Raw genomic sequence first — 17650 nt, forward strand, 5'->3', positions numbered from 1 at the left:
ATCGAAGGGTTACTGGTTCAAGTCCAGTCGGAGGAGCAACAAAAACGGCCCCTGACCTGCGGAAACGTAGGTGAGGGGCCGTTCTTCTTTTGCCCGAAAACCGCCCTAGTGACCGCTTACTGACCGCTTTGGGCTCAGAACGCACGAAAACACCCCCACACTTCACCGTTGCGATGGCGGAAGAGGTGGGGGCGCGGGCCGGGGTAAGGTTCTAGGGAAGGTCTCAATCGAACTGGGGAAGCATGCCAATCATCAAGCACATCACCATGTGGCTCGAGCGCCCGAAACTGTGTGTGCTCTGCTCTGCCCGCCCTGCCGCCGACGGGGTGTTCTGTACGGATAGGCACGCCGAGGAGTGGCAGTTGACCTATAGCCTCTGACGCAACGAAAGCCCCCACTCTCCTCGCGAGGAGAGTGGGGGCTTTCGTTGCGTTCGGCGTAACGCTACTTACAGCGGCATGTTGAAGTCATCTCGCAGCGCGTTCTCCACAGTGAGGATGTCCGCGTCGCTCATGGCCCCTCTGTAGATGGCGAAGAACGCGATCGTCCCGTTTAGTGGGCTGACACCCGAGGCGGTCAGCGCCCCCAAAGCCAGGGCGACCGTCGTCGCACCCGTGTACGGGGTGAGCGTCGCGCCGACGGGTGCTGAGGTGACACCGTTGACACGGACTTTCGCGTCGGTCCCCCGGACAGCCGTGAGGATGTGTCCGAGGTTCCTGCTGGCCGGCTCCCGGTCGTTGGTGTTCGTGTATGTCCCATCGAAGGACTCGAAGAACGCGGTGTCATAGGGGACGACTTCGGATGAGAAGCTGAGGCTGAACAGGTTGAAAGACCCGCTGCTACGCATGCTCGCCACGCCGGAGGGTGTCCGGTAGGAGGCGACGGAGAAGATCGTGTACTGGCCACTCGTGGAGAACTGGCTGATCGTCTTCGCTGTTGACAGCAGGAGCTCGGTGCCCTTGAATATCACGCAGGGTCGCCCCGCCTGCCCATCCATCGACCACACGGGCTGTTGGGACACAGTGGTGTTGGACACGGCGTGCCCATTGCCGGATGCGTCCGCCCATGTTGCGACCTCCGCCCCGTGCTCGAGGGTGAGCGTTCTGGCATCCAATCGGACAGCAGGGTTGAACCGTGGGCTCGTGGCTGGCGGCGTGTACGTCGAAGTGACGTAGGCGCCCGTGCCGACCGTGTTGACGGCGGCGACACGGAAGTCGTACGACGACCCGGTCGCGAGCCCCGTGATGGTGGCCACAGGCTTGTCGGAAGTTGCTGCAGGGGTGTGCGTCGTCCACGTTCCGGCGCTGGTGAGCTTGTACTGGACGGAGTGGCCGGTGATCGCGGGAAACGCCTGCTTCTGCGTCCACCCGATGGTGACTTCGCCGGCCTTCCATGACGTGACGGACAGGTTGGTGGGCGCGTCGGGCGCCTTCAGTGCGGACACCATGGCGCGGGCGGCGCGACAGCCGAGGATGCGGGCGCCTTCCGCGGTGTAGTGGATACCCGGCTCGGATTCGTACCCGCACCCGGATGGGCCGTCGACGAATACGACGTTGGATACGAGCCCGGGGAGGGCCTTGTGTGCGGCGTGGATCTGCTTGGCTGTGCCGCTGGAGGTGAGCGCGGATTGCCGCCACTCGGGGACCATGCCCGTGATGACCACGCGTGCCGCGGAAGCGCCGGGGATGTTGGTGCGGAATCCGTTGATCATGGCCTGCCACGCGGTCGTGTACGCGGCTTGGGTGACGTTGCCGACCGCGTCGCCTTCACCTTGCCCCCAGAGGATCCCGGCAAACCGTGCGCCCGGGCCGGCTTGGTTCATCGCGATCTTTGCCAACTGCAGGGCGGCCGAGTAGTACCCGCCGCCGACCGCCCACGGCCCGTTAGTGAGCGACGACCCACCGACAGCGGTCGGGACGAGTAGCACCTTCCGATTCGACGGGACGTAGTTCAGGTACTCGCGGGCGAATGCGAGCCCTGGGCCGACACCGACGGACGCGTCCGAGGGCTGGTTCAACATCGGCTCCGTGGCGGGGATGATTCGGTTGATGTTCGCGCCCTTGCCGGGGAGCATGAAGATCCGGCTGGGGTCCCCGGCGTCCAGGACGGGGTCGGGGGCGCCACCCGAGCCGGACATGTTTGACTGGCCGGCCATGAGGAACACGTCGAAGCCGACGTCGTTGGGGTTCGTGCTCGCGGCGGCTTGGACGGCTGCGGCGAAGTCGGAGATTTGCGCCGAGGTGTGCGTGTGCCCGGTGTCGGCTTTGAGGTTGAGGGCCACCTGCTGTGGGTTGCTGACGGGCTTGTCCGCGTCTGCCGTGTTGTCCACCGCACTGAGGCCAAGGTCGGCTTTCGCGAGGCTGACGGCGCCACTTTTGCCGTTGACGGACTGGACCTGCCCGGCTGCGAGAACTTCCTTCCAGTCCGCCAGGGTTGCGGGACTGTCGGAGGCCAGGACGTACGTCTTGCCGTTGTCGGTCCGGATGGCCATGTCGCCGCGCTGCGCGGTGAGTGCGAGCATCGCCGTCTGAGATGCGGCCGTGAACGTTTCGTTGATCGCCAGCGCTGGCAGCGCTGAGGTGGGCACCGTGCCCGTGATGTCCGCGTAGGTGTGCGTGTGCACCTTCGCCGGGTATCGGGTGTCTGATGCGGATTGGATGTCCGCGGTGATCTCGGCGCGGAGCGGGTCGACTGCGGTGGTGACCGTAGTCTGCACGGCGATATTCGCTGGGGACCCCGCGGTCGAGATTTCGGTGGCGATGGCCTGTCCCGTGGGGATGGTGGCGGAGCCGTCTTTGCCGGGTTCACCTTTGAACTCGCCGGCGGCGATGCGTTCCGCGAGTTCGGCGGCAGCGTTCGCGGCGGCTGCCTGCGAGGCGGCGACGGCCTCGGCGACGGCCTTGTCTTTCGCGTCGTTTGAGTCCCGCCGGAACACGAGGTCCCCCGACTTCCAACGGTGCGCGAAGTTCGGGGACACCACGTACACGTCGGGGAGGATCGGCAGGGTGCCGACCGGGACCTTCGTGTCCGTCAGCCCCGATTCCGTCCGCACCGTGAGAGGTGTCGTGTTCGCCGTGTCCGAGAGTTCGAACACCTGAAAGAACGAGTTGGGCGGGACGATCACCGTTTCCGCGGACCCGTCCGGCTGGATCGCCGCCGCATCACCAGCAGTGATCCCCGGGTAATACGCTTCTCCTACAGCCATGCTCTTGAGCTCCTAATCTTGTGGTGCGAGCCGAGGGGCCCAAGGGGGTGGTGCTAGGCGCGGTGTTCGCCCGTGCCGTCAGGGATGAGGGGGACAGGGGCCGGGATGGTGAGGGACGTCAGGACGGACAGGATGCCGCCGCCGAGGAACGCCCCACCGAGGGTCGCGTAGTTGATGGCGAACGCGTTGATCACATCCGCCGTAGCGCCGTCCACGCCGCCGGCCACCGCGCCCACGCCGAGGGTGAGGAGAGCGAACTGGGCGCCCGACTTGATGGCCCGCTCGAGGGCGCCCCGCCAGAAGTCTTTCGTGAACATCAGGCAGCCTCCCCGCTGGTCAGGGTGATGGTGATCTTCCCGAGGGCTTCGCGCAGGACTTCGGGGGTGACGCCGGGGTTCGTGGCGATCTGCGCGACCGCTGCCTCGAGACGGTAAGTGGCGTCTCGTGCGTCACGGGCCGCGACCTTCGCGTTCGTCGCCTCATTCGCCGCGACCTGCGCAATCCGGGCCGCGTTCGCCCCGTTGTTCTTCGCGTTCGTCGCCTCATTCCGGGCCGCCGTCGCGGTCTCATGCACGGTCGCGATGTCCGCCAGGATCTTCTTCACATCTGCTGCGCTCATGTCGTCCTCTTCTGTTGCTTCTGCGGAGCCCTGCTCACCGGGCCGGATCTGGAAAATGGTGCCGGGGAGGAACCATTGGAGTGGGTCTACCCGCCCGTAGTAGGGGGGCTGGTTGGATGCGGGGAACAGGATGACCTCGAAGTGCAGATGCACGCCCGTCGACCGGCCGGTCGACCCGGCGTAGCCGAGGACCTGCCCGCCGTGGACCGGGGAGTCGTCGAGGATCATCTCCCACGCGCTCATGTGGCTGTACGTGGTGCCCTTGCCGTCGCCGTGGTCGACCATGGCGACGTTGCCGGAGGGCGATGCATCCTTCCCGTGGGCGTGCATGTACTTATTGGCAACCCACTCGGGCATGTCCACGGCGGGCCCGGAGTAGTCGAGAGTGCCAGGACCAGCCGCTACGATCGGGTCCCCGAGGTTGGCTTTGAAGTCCCAACCGATGTGCCCGCCGGGTTGGTAGTCGCCGTAGATCGCGAACGCCTCGGACTTCTGGTACTCCGGGTCGCGGGTGCTGTTCACCGCGTACATCTGGGAGAGCGCCGTCGGCAGCGGCCTCACCGCGAGCAGTGCTGGCATCAGGTTTTCCTTCGCTTGAACTGGTATCGGATGACGTTGGCGACGATGGATCCGACGACGGCAATCAGCAGGACGTAGACGCAGGTGAACACCTCGGCCCGGTACGGGTACTTCCCGAACACGTACAGGGACGCCAGGGCCCCGGTGGCGACGGCGAGGGACACGAAGAGGCCCATCACGGACCAGCCGATGAACGACCTGTACCAGCGGGCTAGCAGCCCGTAGGAGGCGATCCCGGACAAGCACAAGGCCAGCAGGACGAAGACAAGGATCTGGTTGGTCACTGGTTTCCCCCTAGGACGATGCCGAACGCTTCGGCGAAGTGGTTGCGTCGCCTGATGTCGATGAGCCGGTCGGCGACGGTGCGGGCATGGCACAACTGCTTGTCAGCTTCGGCGCTCACCACGTCGGCGTGCTGCGACTGCTGCTCGGCTTGCTCAGCGGCGCGTTTCGCCTCATCCGAGATCGGGTCCTTACGCTTCCGGCGCCACCTCATGGGGCCTCCTCGGTTGTTTTCGCGGCTGCGTCCTGGATGGCCTTCATGATCTTCGCTGTCATCTCCGATCCCTCGATGTTCAGGCGGAGCGCTTCGGCTTGGGTGCCCATGATCGTCGAGTGCTTCGTGTTCACGTCGAGAGCTGTTGAGGCCACGTCCTGCCAGTGGTCGCGTTGGGCGACGGTGTCGAGGTGGGTGGCCCGGGGGATCAGCCGGCCAGTCATCAGGTAGAAGACGACGAGCCCTAGCAGGCCCCAGGGGGTCATCTCGATCAGTGGGAAGGGCAGGGCCTCAAGCATCCTGCCCCCTTGCTTTCGGCGTTTGTGCAGGTAATGTTTCTGAGACCCGTCCGGGCATGATGACTCCTAGGTTGAGTGTCCGTGCGGGTAAGTGGCCCGCCGTGCTCCAACACGGCGGGCCACGCTTAGAGAACAGGCCACATGGCAGAGAACGAATACGCGCCCGTACCGGCAGGTATCGCCACATCCCAATTCGAACTGCTGCTAGAGCGCCGAATCACGCACCCTTGCCCCTGGATCTGAGTCGAGGGGCCCTGACTAAGCGGGATGGTCGCAACCACCGCGTTCGTTCCCCAACTCGTAGCCTTCGACACGGCGCCGTTGATCATCGCCCACCCATTCAGGGTGCGGAACTGCACGCCCGTCCACCCGTTGTTCGGTGTTGTGGGCGAGCCGTAGGGCACGAACCCTTGGGTCAAGCCGGGAATGTTCGCCCACCCCGTGTCTCCCAGCGGGGAGGAGCGCCAGTCCCATTGCTGGTTCCCGACATCCTGGTAGTTCCACAGGTTCGGGCCGATCCGTACGCACGCCCCAGGCTTTTTCAGGTAGCCGAGAGCGAGAGTGTCGTTGGCCATCATCCCGCCGTTGCCCGCGAAGCATCGCAGGTCCACGTACTCGGCGGGGGTGGAGCCGCTGCCCGTCCACCGAACCAACCAAGCCGGCTGGTCGACGAGCGTGCCCGGCGTGTTCTCGAGGGTGGTAGGAATCTGCTTCCCGCCGGCGTTGATGGCCCGGATGTCGGTGGGCCCGCCGGAGTCGGCCCGCCAGTCGTAGCGGAGTGTGATGATGTCCCACCGGGTGCCCGAGGTCTGGGAGTCGCAATAGACGACGAGGTCCGAGCCGTTCGCGGCCTCCACGAACGCCGTCACCCCGTACGCTGCCGCCTTGCCCTTCTTCACAACAAGAGCGAACGGAATCGTCGGATGCGCCGACAGTTTCAGGTCCTCCGCCCCGTACACGGTGAAGTCAGGGCTGCCCGCCCTGCCCTTCGCCCGGTCGGACTCGGTTACGACACCGTCGTAGTAGCTGCTCTTCGGGATGAGGGTGGGTGCGGCCATTAGCGGATCCTGTCGTTCAAGGCCCGGGTGGGGGCGCGGAGTTTCTTGGCAAGAGTGACGTTCGGGTCATCGGCCCGCTCACCCAGGACGGGCCGCACGGTGCGGCCGTCCTTGTCGTAGGAGTAGATGAGTTCCCGGGCGGGGGCCTCGTAGCGTTGGCCGCGGATCTCAGCGACCGCGACCCTGCCGAGGGACAGTTCCGTGCCGAGCTTCAACGACTCAGCCCCGGACAGTTCGAGGGACAGCCCCGACTTGGGGGCCCCTTCGGCGAGGGCTTCTGCGGCGCGGGCGTCGTAGATGTTGCCTTCGTCGGAGTCGCGGGCGTCGACGAACTGCTCGATCACGACGCCCCAGGCGGCTTCCCGTACGGCGTCGATGTACTGGCGGAACTGCCGTTGCACGCCTTCGCCCTGGCCTCCGACGACCACGCGGGTGATGGTGGGTGCGGTGGAGGAGTAGGAGCCGCCAATGATGGTTCCGTCAGCTTCGGAGAGTTCGTGCGGGTAGCGGGTGGGCACGTAGCAGTCGAGGACGTACGTACTGTCGCCCATCCACACGTCCACGCCAATCCCAGCCTGGTCGAAGAGGGGGAACAGTTTTTCCTCGAGTGGCTGGAAGCGCATGCTGACCGTGATCACAGCACCCCGCCCCTGATCCGGGAGGATCGTGAGGGGGATGCCGAGGCGTTGCGCGTTCACCCGGACGAGGTCCTTGAGGATGGTTTCGGCGGGCCCGGTCCGGACGTAGTTCTCGACGTTCTGGGTGCCGAGCGTGTTCGCGGGGACGGGCCAGCCGACCATGTGCTTGAAGATCTCAAACGGGGAGTGGGCGGTGAACGTCACAGTGTCCCGCGACCCGACACCCGAGGCCCGCCAGGACACGATGCGGGCGTCCATGACCCGGTTGCCGGCGTCGCGGACCTTCACCCGGGCTCCCGGCTGCTTGAGTTGGTCGAAGTAGAAGTGATCGGCATCCACTTCGATCGTCGCCACCGACAGGGCGTTATACCTTGTGGTGCAGTTCAGGCTCACCGCGGCGTTGACCTGACCGACCGGGGCGAACTTGTTGTACAGGAGGATTTCGTGGTCGATCACCACGCCCTCCTGTACTGGGCGACGCCCTCAACGATGACGGTTCCGACGCCGGTCATCTGGATGTTCAACTTCTGCGACTGGCCTTTGGGGATTGGCATGTACCGGGTGGCGGGGTCGAGCTCGCCGGAACGGTTCACCGGGTTGATGATCGCCCGATTCTTGGCGTCCCAGGCGCCGTACCAGAGGACCCGTGCGGCCGGGTCGGCGGGGTTCGTGTCGATCCTCGCCGCGTACCCTTCCGGGATCTCGAAGGGAATGATGATGCTGCCGCCCTCTGGCCCGAAGGAGACGTTGTCGACGGCGCCGAGGGCCGTCCACACCGGGTACAGGGGCACGTCGCCGTCGTTGCGGAACGTCGCCGAATCCAGGGACCCGCCGGGGGACAGGTACTCGATAACATCGCCGGCGTACCCGTACTGGATGCGGTCGGCTTCGGTCACATAGTGGTTACGGGGATTCGGTGGCCGGAACGCCTCCCGGTGGGCTTCGCCCCGCCAGTACACTGAATCGGCGAGGAGGCGGATGCGGTAGTCCGCCCACCCCCGGCGGATCGGGTTCCGGTTGAAGTCGTCCTCCACCTCCATGAACCTGCAGCGCAGGTGACGGGTCGCCCCGCCCGGGTGAGTGACCACCCACCTGCCCTCGACGTCAGGGTCGAAGGAATCCCAGAACGCACGGTCGAACTCCATGAACGCCTCGGAGCCCTTGTCCGTCCACAGTTTCAGTGGCCAGAACACCTCCCGATCCAGGGCCCGGGATCCCTTGTGCCGGGACCCGGGGACCCGTGCCGCGTTGGAGGACTGCCGGTCGTACTGGGGCATGTTCAGGCCCCGCACGCCGGGGCGCATGTACACGCCCCGGCTGCGGTCCGTCAGTTCCCAGGAGGACCCGTCGGCGCCCTCCCACCGCATCGGGAGCCCCAACCATTTCGGGGTGTCCTCGAACACGGTGTTGGCCTGCGCCTGCGAAAGAAGCATCTCTACCATGGGTGCCTCCTAGGCGTATACGGCGAGAGCGTCCTGCATGCGCTGGCGTTCCCGGTCCGCGAACTGTTCCGGGTTCTCCCCGACGTACTGGATGGTTGAGTGGACGACAGGACCTTGCGTGTTCGCGAAGTCCTTCTTGATCTGCTGCCACTCGTCGAACGGGGTGAACGCATCCGGCTTCTTCCTCCGGTGGTCCACGAGCTGCGGGCCGTCCGTGTCACGGAGCCACCCGCCGCCATCCATCAGCGTCGGGGTGGCCATGGCCGCGCCGCCGCCGAAGAAGTCGCGGATGCTGCCGACCACGTCGCCGGCGATGTTGCCGATGCCCTCGGCAAGGTCGCCGATCCCGTTCTTGAAGCTATCGACGAACGAGAACGCCTTCGTGTAGCCCTCCTTGACGATCCCGCCGGTAGCGTCGACGAACATGCCACCGTTCGGGTGTTGGGCTTTCAGGCTGGAAAGGAATCCGCCGAGCAAGCCGACTAGCGGGTTCGACGCGTCCACCCCTTGGCCTGCCTTACCGCTCCCGCCAGGGAAGAGGTGCTGCAGGTTCCGGATGTCCAAGGCGGTTGGCACGGAGGCCATCTGCCCGAGGTTGGGCTGCATGATGGAGTGTTGGCTGTTATGCGGGAGCCCCATCGCGTGGCCCATTTCGTGGGCTGCGACGGTTCGGCGCTGGGTCGCGCCGAGCCGCCCCATCCATGAGGGGGACATGTCGATGTTGTTGCCCATTGCGTAGCCGAGGATGTTCCCGCCACGCTCCAGCGGCCGTGCGTAGCCCTGCTGCTTGCCGCGCCCAATCTTCACCTTCACCCCGGCCGCGCCGTCCCACAGGTCAGCGGCGCCCTTGAAGTTCCAGGGGCCCATGCCTGCAGCGACGTCGAGATAGTAGGCGCCATGCTGGCGGATAGCCGCAGCGTTGCCCTCGAAGAAGCCGCCCATGTTGCCCTGCCCGGCCTGAGCGGCACCCCCACGGACGGCGGCGTGCGCTGCGGCGGCGAGGTTGTCCTTGCCGATCGCCTTGGTCTGCGCGGCGGTGAAGACGAACTCCTTGCCGTGCACGACGCCCGCGGCCTCATCCACGCCCACGTCGCCGGTGTATCCACCGTCGCGGAAGCCCGGGACCTTGAGGTCGGGGAGGTTCTTCTTGTTGATGCCCGGGATCTGCCGGAAGGCTTTGATGAGCCCGCCGTTGATGACGTCGTTGATGACGAATGAGATCGGCTTCTTGGCTTCCGCTTTGAGGAGATCCCATGCGGTCATCGCCCCGGTTTTGGCTGACCGGAAGTAGCCGGGCACCTTGCCCAGCGCCGTTCCGATAGCCTCGAACGCCGTGACGAGGCCGTTCTTGGCTCCCTTGACCCCGGAGACGATGTCGGCCATCTTGTTGGTGGCGTTCGTCTTCATGTCCAGGAAACTGGAAGCCCACGACACTGCCGTGTCATTGCCGGACTGCTTCAACCCGGACAGTGCCGATACGGTGTTGACCTTCGCCCCGGTGAACTTCGTCGAGAACGCCGTGACCGCTGTTGCCATGGTCGGCGAGAAGTCCCGCACGAACCACGTTTTGATGCCGTCCCACGCGGTGTACAGGTCGACCGCACTGTCGCGGATCATGTCCTGGCCGATGTCGGTCTCGTTGAAGAACCACGACGCGGCAGCCATCACCACAGCGAGGCCGGCGACGACCCAGCCGATAGGCCCGGCCGCGGCGCCCCACATCCCCTTGAAGCCTGCCGTTACGGTGCCGAGCGCCCCGGCGAACGTTGCGATCGTGTTCAGGGTCGCCGCAGCGCCGATGACGCCGAGGAAGATGCCAACAGCGGTCGGGCTGCTCGCCAGTGAGGTCAGGAGAGGTTCGGCGAACCCGAGGATCGCCCCGAACCCCTCAGCGAACGCCGTCAGGACCTCAACGGCGGTGGGCCCGAAGGCTTCCACGATGGGCGCGACAGTCTCGAGGATGTCCCCGAGGGCTGCGAACAGGCCCGGCAGTTTCGGCCCGAGGGTTTCGACGCCGTCCTGTATGCCTTCCAGGAACGTGGTGAGCCCGGACCCGAAGTTCGGGTCGCTAAGCCCGGTGAACATGGAGCCCACGAACGTGCCGGCGATTTCCCCGCCGAGGCGCAGGAACTCCGCCAGTGCGGGGCCCCCAACCCGGAACGCTTCACCGATTGGGCCGAGGGCTGCGAGGAGCCCCTCAGCGCCGCCGCGGGCGCCAGCGAAGATCGTCGCCATCGTGGACTGGAAGACTTCACCGCCGACAGTGCCCTCGATGCGGTCGAGGCCGTCAGCGACACTTCCGAGGGTCGTCGCGATCCCACCGGCCCGGGCGGCGTCCTCCAGTTTGTCGAGGATGCCGACCACGGAGCCGAGGATCGAGAAGAGATCCTTGGTGCCCTGGAGGCCGTCGTCGATCCAGCCCCGCAGGGAACCATCCGAGGCGGCCTGCTGGATGAACGTATCGAACTCTGTCGCGGCGTCCCGGATGCCGCCGGCGAGGCGCGGCATGTACTCCATGCCCACATCGGTCAGGGTGACCAGTGCGCCGACGATCGGGTCGATGGCGTCGTTCAGGATGTACGCGGCCTCCGTGGACCGGTCGAACATGCGTTCGAGGACCCCGTTGCCGAGCTCACGGTTGAGGGCCCGGAGCCACGTCTGGGCGCCGACCCCGTAGGCTGTGGCGAGGCGGCCGATCCCGCGCTCCATCTGCGGGATGACCGTGTCCACCAGTTCCAGGAGGGGATCGGCGAACCCGGTGAAGAAGTTCTCCTGCGCGATGTCCTGCACGTCCCCCAGTCGCCCGTATGCGATCAGGAGGGCGGATGCTGCGACCTGAGCGGCCGGGGTGAGTTTCCCCATAGCCTCGACGGACTTCTCCGTGGCCTTCGTGGCCGCTTCGGCCTGCTGGAGTTGGACCCGCTCGAGATTCCTGTGTGCGTCGGCGACGGACTCGGCGGAGCCGACCTGCGATCGTGCAGCATCGGCAACCGCTTCGGCGACAGCCTCCGCCGCGTCGGCCTGCGCCTCAGCCCCATCCTCGACGGCATCGGCGATGTTCGCCGCGGACTCGATCTGCACGTCCGCGGCTTCACGGGTCGCATCGGCGATAGCGCCCTGCGCTTCGATGACGCGGCCTGCGTTTTCCCGCTCGACCTTTGCCACCTCAGCGACAGCGTCAGCACGGGCCAGCACCGCATCGGAGGCGGCTTGCCGTGCGTCCGTGAGCGCCTGCTCGGCGTCGACGACACGCTTGCTGCCCTTGACACCATCGGCGGCGCCCTTGGCCTGCTCGGCCCGGAGGCGTTCGGCTTCTTCCTTGGCCTCCTCGAGGCCGAAGGCGGCCTGGTCGAGGTCCAGTTTGAGGCCGCGCATGTGCCGGGACGTGGCGTCCGACCCGGACTCGACGCCACTGTTGAACGCGGCGAGGGCGTCTTCGTAGCGGAGGGCTGCGTCGCGCTCGGCCAGCCCGGAGCCCTTGAGGGCGTCGTTGAGGTCGTCGATCTGCCGGACAGCGTCAGCGCGGGCCTGGGTGAGATCCTGCTGCGCTTCCCGGACGGAACGCTGCGCCCGCTCGACATCCCTCTCGGCGTCGGCGACACGGTCGAGGGCGGAGGCGTGCTGCTCCGCGTTCCGCTCTACGACTTGGGTGAGGTCCTGCTGCGCGTCGGCGAGGCGGCGTGCAGCGGCGGCCCGGTCGTCGGCGGCCTTCTTCTCAGCGCTGGCGACACGTTCGGCCGCGTCCTGCTGGGTCTTAGCCGCGTTCTTCTGGGCGTCGCTGACCCGCTTCGCGGATTCGGCCCGCTGGTCTGCTGCGGCCCGTTCTGCCTGGGCGATGTTCCGTGCGGCGTCGGCGAGGGTCATCGCGTCGAGCTTCGCGTTACCCGCTGCGGCCCCGGTTTCCTCGGTGGCGGTCTTGAGCGCTTCACCCATGCCATTGAACGCGGACATGAGGACGCCGGCCCCGGACCCGACAGCGAACAGGGCTGCAGGGGCGAGGGCGGTGACGCCGAGGAGCTGCTTGACCGAACCGGCGAGGGTGAGGGCACTGCCTGCCATGGCGAGGAGAGCCGCCCCGCCGGCACCAGCGGCAGGGACGACGGCGGTCAGACCTACAGTGATTAGCCCGAAGGCTCGGGTCACGTTCCGGCTGGTCCGGTTCCCGTTGTTCGACATCTTGCCGAAGTTGGCGCTGACCCGCTCGGACGTCTCGTCGGTGGTCGAAGCGAGGCGATTCTGCGCCATCTCGAGGTCACGCGTGGACTTCGCGGTAGCGTCGTGCGCTGCCCGCACACGGGTGTGGGCTTGCGACAGGGCCCGCTCTGCCGCAACCACCCGGGTGGACCCCTCGGCGCCCTTCTTCTTCGCGTCAGCGAGCCGCATCTCAGCGAGGCGGACCCCGTCAGCGGCGTCCGCCTCCCGCTGGCGCGCCCGGGACACTGCGGCGGAAGCGTTCTCCACCGCTGCCGCGAACTTCGCCTGCTGCGCCTGGAGCTTGTCCGTGGACTTCTGGCCCTCGCTGGCGGTGTCCCGCATGCCCTGCCGGACCTTGCCGAGCGCGGTCATCGCCGGCTTCTCGTCGAGGCTGATGATGCCGGAGAGTTCGCCGAGGGTCAGTGCCACAGGAGGCCCCTATCTGTTCGTGTTTACCGGATTGAGGGCCAAGCCGATGCGTGTCGGAGGCACTTGCTTTTCCTGCCGAGTGCCTGGGTTCATGACCAGCGTCGGGACTTTGTTGATGAACCCCATGACGCGGACCGAGAACCACCGCCATGACCTCTCCGCGAGGATCCCGGAGGAGAGGTCTATGCCGACGTCTTGGAAGTCGGCTTCGATGGCGTCCCAGTGTTCGAGGATTTCGGGCCAGGAGCGGCCTTTGCGGCCGTGGCCTTCCGGGTACTCGTAGTAGTCCGAGACGCCGTTTTTGTACTCGCCGCGGCCGTACGGGTCCGGGTCGCCGTTCGGCGCTCCGCCCTGTTTGGCATCGTCAGTGCTTTTCCCCCCGTTGCCACGTACGCCTTCGCGGCGTCGAAGCCGGAGAACGTCCAGATCATGATGACTTGCGTCATGCGGAACATGCCGACCGCCGATACGTTGTCGGCCACGAGCTCGTCGTAGGCGTCGCCGAAGACGCGGCGCTGCGTCGTTTCGGCGTCCTCGTTGGGGCCTTCGACCTCGATCTCGTTGAGGTCCTTGCCCTCGTCGTCGGCCTTCTTGGCGGCGTCGCGGGCGTTCTGCATGATGAGCACCGTCTCGGCGGTGAGGGGCTTGATGCGGTACACCTTGCCGCCTACCGGGATGAGGAGGGCGGGTTCGAAGAAGTCTGTGGATTCCTGCAGTTCTGGGGTGGTCATTTCTGTTCTCCAAGGGTGAGAGGGGGTCCAAGGGAGAGGGTGGTACCTGCGCCCGCCCGCCTTGGATCAGGCGGGCGCAGGGGCTTGTTACGGTGTGACCGTGGGGGTGTAGTCCTCGAGCTCGCCGCGACCTGCGAGGGTGAACTCCGCCGTGGTCAGGTCGGTGCGTGCCCCGCCACCCTCGGTGAACGAGGCGTCCGCGAGGCCCGCGTAGCCCTCGGTGCCGCCGCGCTTGTAGGCGCGGAAGTGCACGTAGCCGTCCTCGGCGACGCTCTTGCCGGCGGCGCGGAGGATCGCCTGTCCGGGGTCGGCGGGGAGCGAGGCACGGGGAACCTTGACGGTGCCACTGGCCTCGTAGGACAGGCCGGTGCCGGTCTGCGAACCCCAGGCGCCCGAGTCGAAGTCGGAGTCGTCCTCGAGGTTCTTCGTCGGGTTCGGCGGGGTGAAGTTCGTCATCCCGCGGACCTTGACGAACGTGGTGGGGGCGACGCCGTCCGCGTAGGCGGCGACTTCGAGGACCCAGTCCGCGGCGATACCGGGAGTGATTGGCTGCTCTGACATGGTGTTGCTCCTTGTGAGTTAGCCGCTAGTCGCGGCGATGTGTCCCGGTGCGGGTCAGTTGGGCGTAGAAGTTGATGCTGATTTCTTCCCTGCCGTTGGCGTCGGGGCCGTGGGAGGTCTGTGACTTCCACACGACGAGGACGATGGGGATGCCGCCCCACTCGACGCGTTGGAGGCCGTGGAGGGCGTCAGTAGCCCGGTCGGCGATGTCCTTGGCGCTGGCCCTGTTGTTGGGCATGCCGCGGACCCACAGTTGGAGGCCGATGACGGCGTCCGTGGTGAGGTCCTGGGACACCGGGTAGGTGCCGAGGGCTATCGCCTTGTCGGTGGTGCCGAACTTGTCGATGCTGATGACCGTGTCGGCAGCCGTGTAGGGCGGGTTCCATGCGCCGACGTTCTCGGCGTCCAGGTACTCGCCGGCGGCGGTGAGGAAGGTCGCTGTGAAGCCCACTAGATGTCCCCTCGGATCGACATGGCGATGATGTTGCGGATGGCAGCGTGATCGTTGAGGGCGTTCTCGAGGTACTTGGCAGTACGCCCGGGGTCGTGACGGAGTGTCATGTCCTCGTGCTGCCTGACCGCGTAGGGGGTGTCGTAGTAGACGGCCACCCGGTTGTTGGTTGGGTCCCGGCTGACGGACCCTGATCGGCCGAGGGTGTACTCCTCGATGGGGACCGTCTTGTTTGACTCCCCGAGGACGTACTCGCCGGCGATCGCGAGCCCACGGTTAGCGGCGAGCTTGATGCTGTCGTCGACGTGCTCGTTGATGCGGAGGTTCCAGTCGTTGGACATGGGCCCTCCTACGTCAGGTACGCCTCGAGGTGATCGGGTAGGTCCATGCCGTGGCTCTCGGCCAGCCCCACGCTGATGACCTCGGCCTGCCGGTGGGGCAGGTTCACGGTCGCGCCGGGCTTGAACTGGTCGAAGACCTCCGGGGGAGCGGTGAGGGATGACTCGGACACCGTCTCGGTGCCTTGTGCGTCCCTGACGAGTCGGCGGGTGTCGTCGACGAAGCATCGGATGGGGTCGGAGGTGCCGCCCGGCTCAGTGCCCCAGGGACCCTCAACGCCGGGTAGCTCCACGGTTACCTCGTGGACGTAGAAGAACTCGAGCTCATCGGCGGCACTCATACCGGCTGCCCGTTGACCAGCCCGGCGTTGTCGAGGATCAGCCACGCCTCCTCACAGATGCCCGTGACGGCCTCCGTGCGGGCCCGGTTGCTGTTCTCCACCAGAGTCACCGAGTAGTTGATGCTCGCGCCCTTGATGGACTTCCCGATTGCGTGGCCCTTCCCCATCTCGGCCAGCGAACCGGCGGACGGGTCGATGCCGTTGGAGGCCCAGAACGCCGCCTGTGAGGTCGTCGCGTCACGGAACGCGTCAGCTACCACCTCATCGGACGGCAGGCCCTCAGCGGTCGTCCTGTACAGGGCGGCACGGGTGTACCGGCCCACGAGGGACGACGCAGACCTGAGGAGGCTAGTGGCGTTCTCCGGTGCGGGCTTCCCCCACCACGAGGTGAGATCTTCCGGGGTTGCGTAGGTTCGCACCACTAGCCTCCTGGGTTACTTGTCTTCGAACAGGTCGCGGATCTCGTTGCGGGTCAGTTCCTCGAGGGACTCCTCGAACTGCCCCTGCGACACCGCGTAGTCGACCCAGTCCTCGCGGGAGGCGTTGCCCGCAGGCTTGCCCCCACCCTTGGCGGTGCCGATGGGCTCCTGCTCGTCCACCGGGTGCTCCGGGTCCTTCGCGAGGAGGGAATCGGTTTCCTCCGGACCGAGAACATCCGTGGGGTGCTCGGCCTTGTCGCCGACAACGGAATCAGTCCGCTGCGGCTCCGCGTGGTAGCGGCGCAGCATCATCCCCATCAGACAGCCCAGTCGATGACCAGGACGCCCGAGTCGTTGATGCGGTGCGTGCCGTAGTGGACGTTCGTCGTGACGACGTTGGCCCGCTTGAGGATGTCGCGGTCCTGCTCGACGATCGGGCGGCGCTTGTACTTGACGCCCAGCGCCCCGTTCTTGAGGAGCAGGGACCGGCCGGCGGGGACGCGGTTGGTGACGAACACGCCGAGGCCGCCGATGTCACCGATGCGGCCGCGGGTCATCATGTCGGGCTGCGACGCGATGAAGTCGGAGTCCTTGAAGATCGCGGAACGTTCGGCGCTGTTGATGTACAGGCCGGAGAAGTCGGCGGGCTCCCAGTCGTCCTCGAACTTCGCGGTCGCGTCGACGATGCGGCCCCAGTTGATGGCCCCACCGGCACGGAAGGTGAGGGGAGCGGAGTCCACGGCGGGGGTTCCGTCCGAGAACGTGCGGCCGCCCGTGTCGGTGCGGATCGCGGCTGCGTACAGGTCGGCGTCGAGCTTCCGTGCGGCGAGGATGCCGAACTGGCGGATCGCTTCGTCCTGCGCGTTGCCGAGGCCCACGAGGGCTGCGGTGTCGCTGATCTCGACGGCCTTGCCGGCTTCCTTGATCCGGGCCTCGGTCGCCGACTGGGTCAGCTTCTCCGTCGGGATTGGGACGAGCTCGGTGAGGTCTTCCATCTCGCCGAGGGCGTTCCACTTCGGGAACTTGATCGTGTCGCCGGGGACGCCCACGAGGGTGTCGTCGGTCTGCGCTGCCTGGGCGAGGATCGTGCGGCCCAGGAATTCGGCCTGTGCGAGGTCGGCCCAGACTTCCGGGACGTAGAGGTCGTTGCTGGTTGTTTCAGCCATGGGAGGCTCCTATCGTGGTCCGGCGAGGCGCCGGTAGAGGGTGGGGTCTGACTTGTACAGGGCGTTCTTCTCGGCCGGTGTCATGGCGTCGAATTTGTCCTGCGTGATTGCGCCCTCGCCGGATCCACCGGAGAAATCTGCGCCGCTCTGGCCTGCCGCCCGGGCAAGCTTGAACTTGGGGTTTTCGTTGACCGTGTCGGCGATGAGCTGGTTGAGGGCTGCGTCGTCGGTGGGGTCGGTGTCCTTCAGCTTCGCCAGGAAGCCGCGGGAGTCTAGGAGGGCGTCGGCGTCGGCGCCGAGCTTGTGGGAGATCCGGAAGACGGCGAGTTCAGCCTTGGCCTGCTTTGCTTCGGCGTCGCGGGCGTCGGCTTCTGCCTGCTGTTCGGCGAGCTGTTCGGCGAGCTTCGCGGCGTCGGGCTTCTCGTCCCCACCGTCAGGGTTGAGTGCCTTCGTGATGGCGTCGAGGGTCTTCTTGGCGATGCGTTCGTCGCCGGCCTCGGTGCGGAGGTCGTTGATCATCTTCTGCACCTTGGGGGGCAGGGATTCGACGCGACCGTCCCAGTCGGCGGGGACTGCGGGTGGGGTCTCGGGGGGTGCTGGCGGCGTCACGGGCGCCGCGGGGGGCGTGGCCGGGGGTGTCTCGCCGGCGGGGGGAGTCTCTGGGGGTGTGCTCATTGGGGCCTC

At 66.5% G+C, this 17650-nt stretch carries 19 protein-coding genes; all 19 read right to left on the minus strand.

Features of this window, described 5'->3' with window-relative positions; translation table 11 throughout:
* Nucleotides 1–448 precede the first annotated feature (448 nt).
* Nucleotides 449–3205, minus strand: a complete 2757-nt coding sequence (locus AC4D2E_RS17145; RefSeq protein WP_490953381.1) for a sialate O-acetylesterase — start codon at nt 3203–3205, stop codon at nt 449–451.
* Nucleotides 3206–3258: 53 nt separating this feature from the next.
* Nucleotides 3259–3522: a hypothetical protein gene (locus AC4D2E_RS17150; protein ID WP_490953382.1), complete on the minus strand. Its 264-nt coding sequence runs from the start codon at nt 3520–3522 to the stop codon at nt 3259–3261.
* Nucleotides 3522–4403 (minus strand): M23 family metallopeptidase, encoded by an 882-nt coding sequence (locus AC4D2E_RS17155; protein WP_490953383.1) that lies wholly within the window; start codon nt 4401–4403, stop codon nt 3522–3524. The genes AC4D2E_RS17150 and AC4D2E_RS17155 overlap by 1 nt, the downstream gene beginning before the upstream one ends.
* Nucleotides 4403–4687, minus strand: coding sequence for a putative phage holin (locus AC4D2E_RS17160; RefSeq protein WP_490953384.1), 285 nt, complete (start codon nt 4685–4687; stop codon nt 4403–4405). The genes AC4D2E_RS17155 and AC4D2E_RS17160 overlap by 1 nt, the downstream gene beginning before the upstream one ends.
* The gene (locus AC4D2E_RS17165) at nt 4684–4899 is read right to left on the minus strand and encodes a DUF7620 family protein (protein ID WP_490953385.1); all 216 of its coding nucleotides are present in this window, start codon (nt 4897–4899) and stop codon (nt 4684–4686) included. Before AC4D2E_RS17165 ends, AC4D2E_RS17160 begins: the two co-directional genes overlap by 4 nt.
* The gene (locus AC4D2E_RS17170) at nt 4896–5198 is read right to left on the minus strand and encodes a hypothetical protein (protein ID WP_490953386.1); all 303 of its coding nucleotides are present in this window, start codon (nt 5196–5198) and stop codon (nt 4896–4898) included. Before AC4D2E_RS17170 ends, AC4D2E_RS17165 begins: the two co-directional genes overlap by 4 nt.
* Nucleotides 5199–5323: 125 nt before the next feature.
* Nucleotides 5324–6256, minus strand: a complete 933-nt coding sequence (locus AC4D2E_RS17175; protein ID WP_490953387.1) for a hypothetical protein — start codon at nt 6254–6256, stop codon at nt 5324–5326.
* The gene (locus AC4D2E_RS17180) at nt 6256–7350 is read right to left on the minus strand and encodes a Gp37-like protein (RefSeq protein WP_490953388.1); all 1095 of its coding nucleotides are present in this window, start codon (nt 7348–7350) and stop codon (nt 6256–6258) included. The genes AC4D2E_RS17175 and AC4D2E_RS17180 overlap by 1 nt, the downstream gene beginning before the upstream one ends.
* Nucleotides 7347–8336: a hypothetical protein gene (locus AC4D2E_RS17185; RefSeq protein WP_490953389.1), complete on the minus strand. Its 990-nt coding sequence runs from the start codon at nt 8334–8336 to the stop codon at nt 7347–7349. Before AC4D2E_RS17185 ends, AC4D2E_RS17180 begins: the two co-directional genes overlap by 4 nt.
* Before the next feature lie 9 nt (nt 8337–8345).
* On the minus strand, nt 8346–12959 hold the full coding sequence (locus AC4D2E_RS17190) for a matrixin family metalloprotease (RefSeq protein ID WP_490953390.1): 4614 nt from the start codon (nt 12957–12959) through the stop codon (nt 8346–8348).
* A gap of 182 nt (nt 12960–13141) precedes the next feature.
* Nucleotides 13142–13690 carry a DUF7426 family protein gene (locus AC4D2E_RS17195; RefSeq protein WP_490953391.1) on the minus strand — a complete coding sequence of 183 codons (549 nt, stop codon included), beginning with the start codon at nt 13688–13690 and terminating at the stop codon, nt 13142–13144.
* Between the two features lie 87 nt (nt 13691–13777).
* Nucleotides 13778–14251 (minus strand): phage tail tube protein, encoded by a 474-nt coding sequence (locus tag AC4D2E_RS17200; protein ID WP_490953392.1) that lies wholly within the window; start codon nt 14249–14251, stop codon nt 13778–13780.
* 25 nt (nt 14252–14276) lie between these two features.
* On the minus strand, nt 14277–14702 hold the full coding sequence (locus AC4D2E_RS17205; protein ID WP_490953393.1) for a minor capsid protein: 426 nt from the start codon (nt 14700–14702) through the stop codon (nt 14277–14279).
* Nucleotides 14702–15043: a hypothetical protein gene (locus AC4D2E_RS17210; RefSeq protein ID WP_490953394.1), complete on the minus strand. Its 342-nt coding sequence runs from the start codon at nt 15041–15043 to the stop codon at nt 14702–14704. The genes AC4D2E_RS17205 and AC4D2E_RS17210 overlap by 1 nt, the downstream gene beginning before the upstream one ends.
* 8 nt (nt 15044–15051) lie before the next feature.
* Complete coding sequence (locus AC4D2E_RS17215; RefSeq protein WP_490953395.1) at nt 15052–15381, minus strand: hypothetical protein; 330 nt, start codon at nt 15379–15381, stop codon at nt 15052–15054.
* Nucleotides 15378–15800 (minus strand): head-tail connector protein, encoded by a 423-nt coding sequence (locus AC4D2E_RS17220; protein WP_490953396.1) that lies wholly within the window; start codon nt 15798–15800, stop codon nt 15378–15380. Before AC4D2E_RS17220 ends, AC4D2E_RS17215 begins: the two co-directional genes overlap by 4 nt.
* Nucleotides 15801–15815: 15 nt before the next feature.
* On the minus strand, nt 15816–16118 hold the full coding sequence (locus AC4D2E_RS17225; protein WP_490953397.1) for a hypothetical protein: 303 nt from the start codon (nt 16116–16118) through the stop codon (nt 15816–15818).
* Entirely contained in the window at nt 16118–16966 is an 849-nt protein-coding gene (locus tag AC4D2E_RS17230) for a phage major capsid protein (RefSeq protein ID WP_490953398.1), read from the minus strand. Before AC4D2E_RS17230 ends, AC4D2E_RS17225 begins: the two co-directional genes overlap by 1 nt.
* Before the next feature lie 9 nt (nt 16967–16975).
* Nucleotides 16976–17641 carry a hypothetical protein gene (locus AC4D2E_RS17235; RefSeq protein WP_490953399.1) on the minus strand — a complete coding sequence of 222 codons (666 nt, stop codon included), beginning with the start codon at nt 17639–17641 and terminating at the stop codon, nt 16976–16978.
* Nucleotides 17642–17650 lie beyond the last annotated feature (9 nt).

Source organism: Arthrobacter sp. TJ-265, assembly GCF_058269135.1.

What these genes read in the sequence shown, in the direction of transcription:
- AC4D2E_RS17145 (WP_490953381.1), bottom strand. Translation starts at nt 3,205, where the DNA reads ATGGCTGTAGGAGAAGCGTATTACCCGGGGATCACTGCTGGTGATGCG.
- AC4D2E_RS17150 (WP_490953382.1), bottom strand. Translation starts at nt 3,522, where the DNA reads ATGTTCACGAAAGACTTCTGGCGGGGCGCCCTCGAGCGGGCCATCAAG.
- AC4D2E_RS17155 (WP_490953383.1), bottom strand. Translation starts at nt 4,403, where the DNA reads ATGCCAGCACTGCTCGCGGTGAGGCCGCTGCCGACGGCGCTCTCCCAG.
- AC4D2E_RS17165 (WP_490953385.1), bottom strand. Translation starts at nt 4,899, where the DNA reads ATGAGGTGGCGCCGGAAGCGTAAGGACCCGATCTCGGATGAGGCGAAA.
- AC4D2E_RS17170 (WP_490953386.1), bottom strand. Translation starts at nt 5,198, where the DNA reads ATGCTTGAGGCCCTGCCCTTCCCACTGATCGAGATGACCCCCTGGGGC.
- AC4D2E_RS17175 (WP_490953387.1), bottom strand. Translation starts at nt 6,256, where the DNA reads ATGGCCGCACCCACCCTCATCCCGAAGAGCAGCTACTACGACGGTGTC.
- AC4D2E_RS17185 (WP_490953389.1), bottom strand. Translation starts at nt 8,336, where the DNA reads ATGGTAGAGATGCTTCTTTCGCAGGCGCAGGCCAACACCGTGTTCGAG.
- AC4D2E_RS17195 (WP_490953391.1), bottom strand. Translation starts at nt 13,690, where the DNA reads ATGACCACCCCAGAACTGCAGGAATCCACAGACTTCTTCGAACCCGCC.
- AC4D2E_RS17200 (WP_490953392.1), bottom strand. Translation starts at nt 14,251, where the DNA reads ATGTCAGAGCAGCCAATCACTCCCGGTATCGCCGCGGACTGGGTCCTC.
- AC4D2E_RS17210 (WP_490953394.1), bottom strand. Translation starts at nt 15,043, where the DNA reads ATGTCCAACGACTGGAACCTCCGCATCAACGAGCACGTCGACGACAGC.
- AC4D2E_RS17215 (WP_490953395.1), bottom strand. Translation starts at nt 15,381, where the DNA reads ATGAGTGCCGCCGATGAGCTCGAGTTCTTCTACGTCCACGAGGTAACC.
- AC4D2E_RS17225 (WP_490953397.1), bottom strand. Translation starts at nt 16,118, where the DNA reads ATGGGGATGATGCTGCGCCGCTACCACGCGGAGCCGCAGCGGACTGAT.
- AC4D2E_RS17230 (WP_490953398.1), bottom strand. Translation starts at nt 16,966, where the DNA reads ATGGCTGAAACAACCAGCAACGACCTCTACGTCCCGGAAGTCTGGGCC.
- AC4D2E_RS17235 (WP_490953399.1), bottom strand. Translation starts at nt 17,641, where the DNA reads ATGAGCACACCCCCAGAGACTCCCCCCGCCGGCGAGACACCCCCGGCC.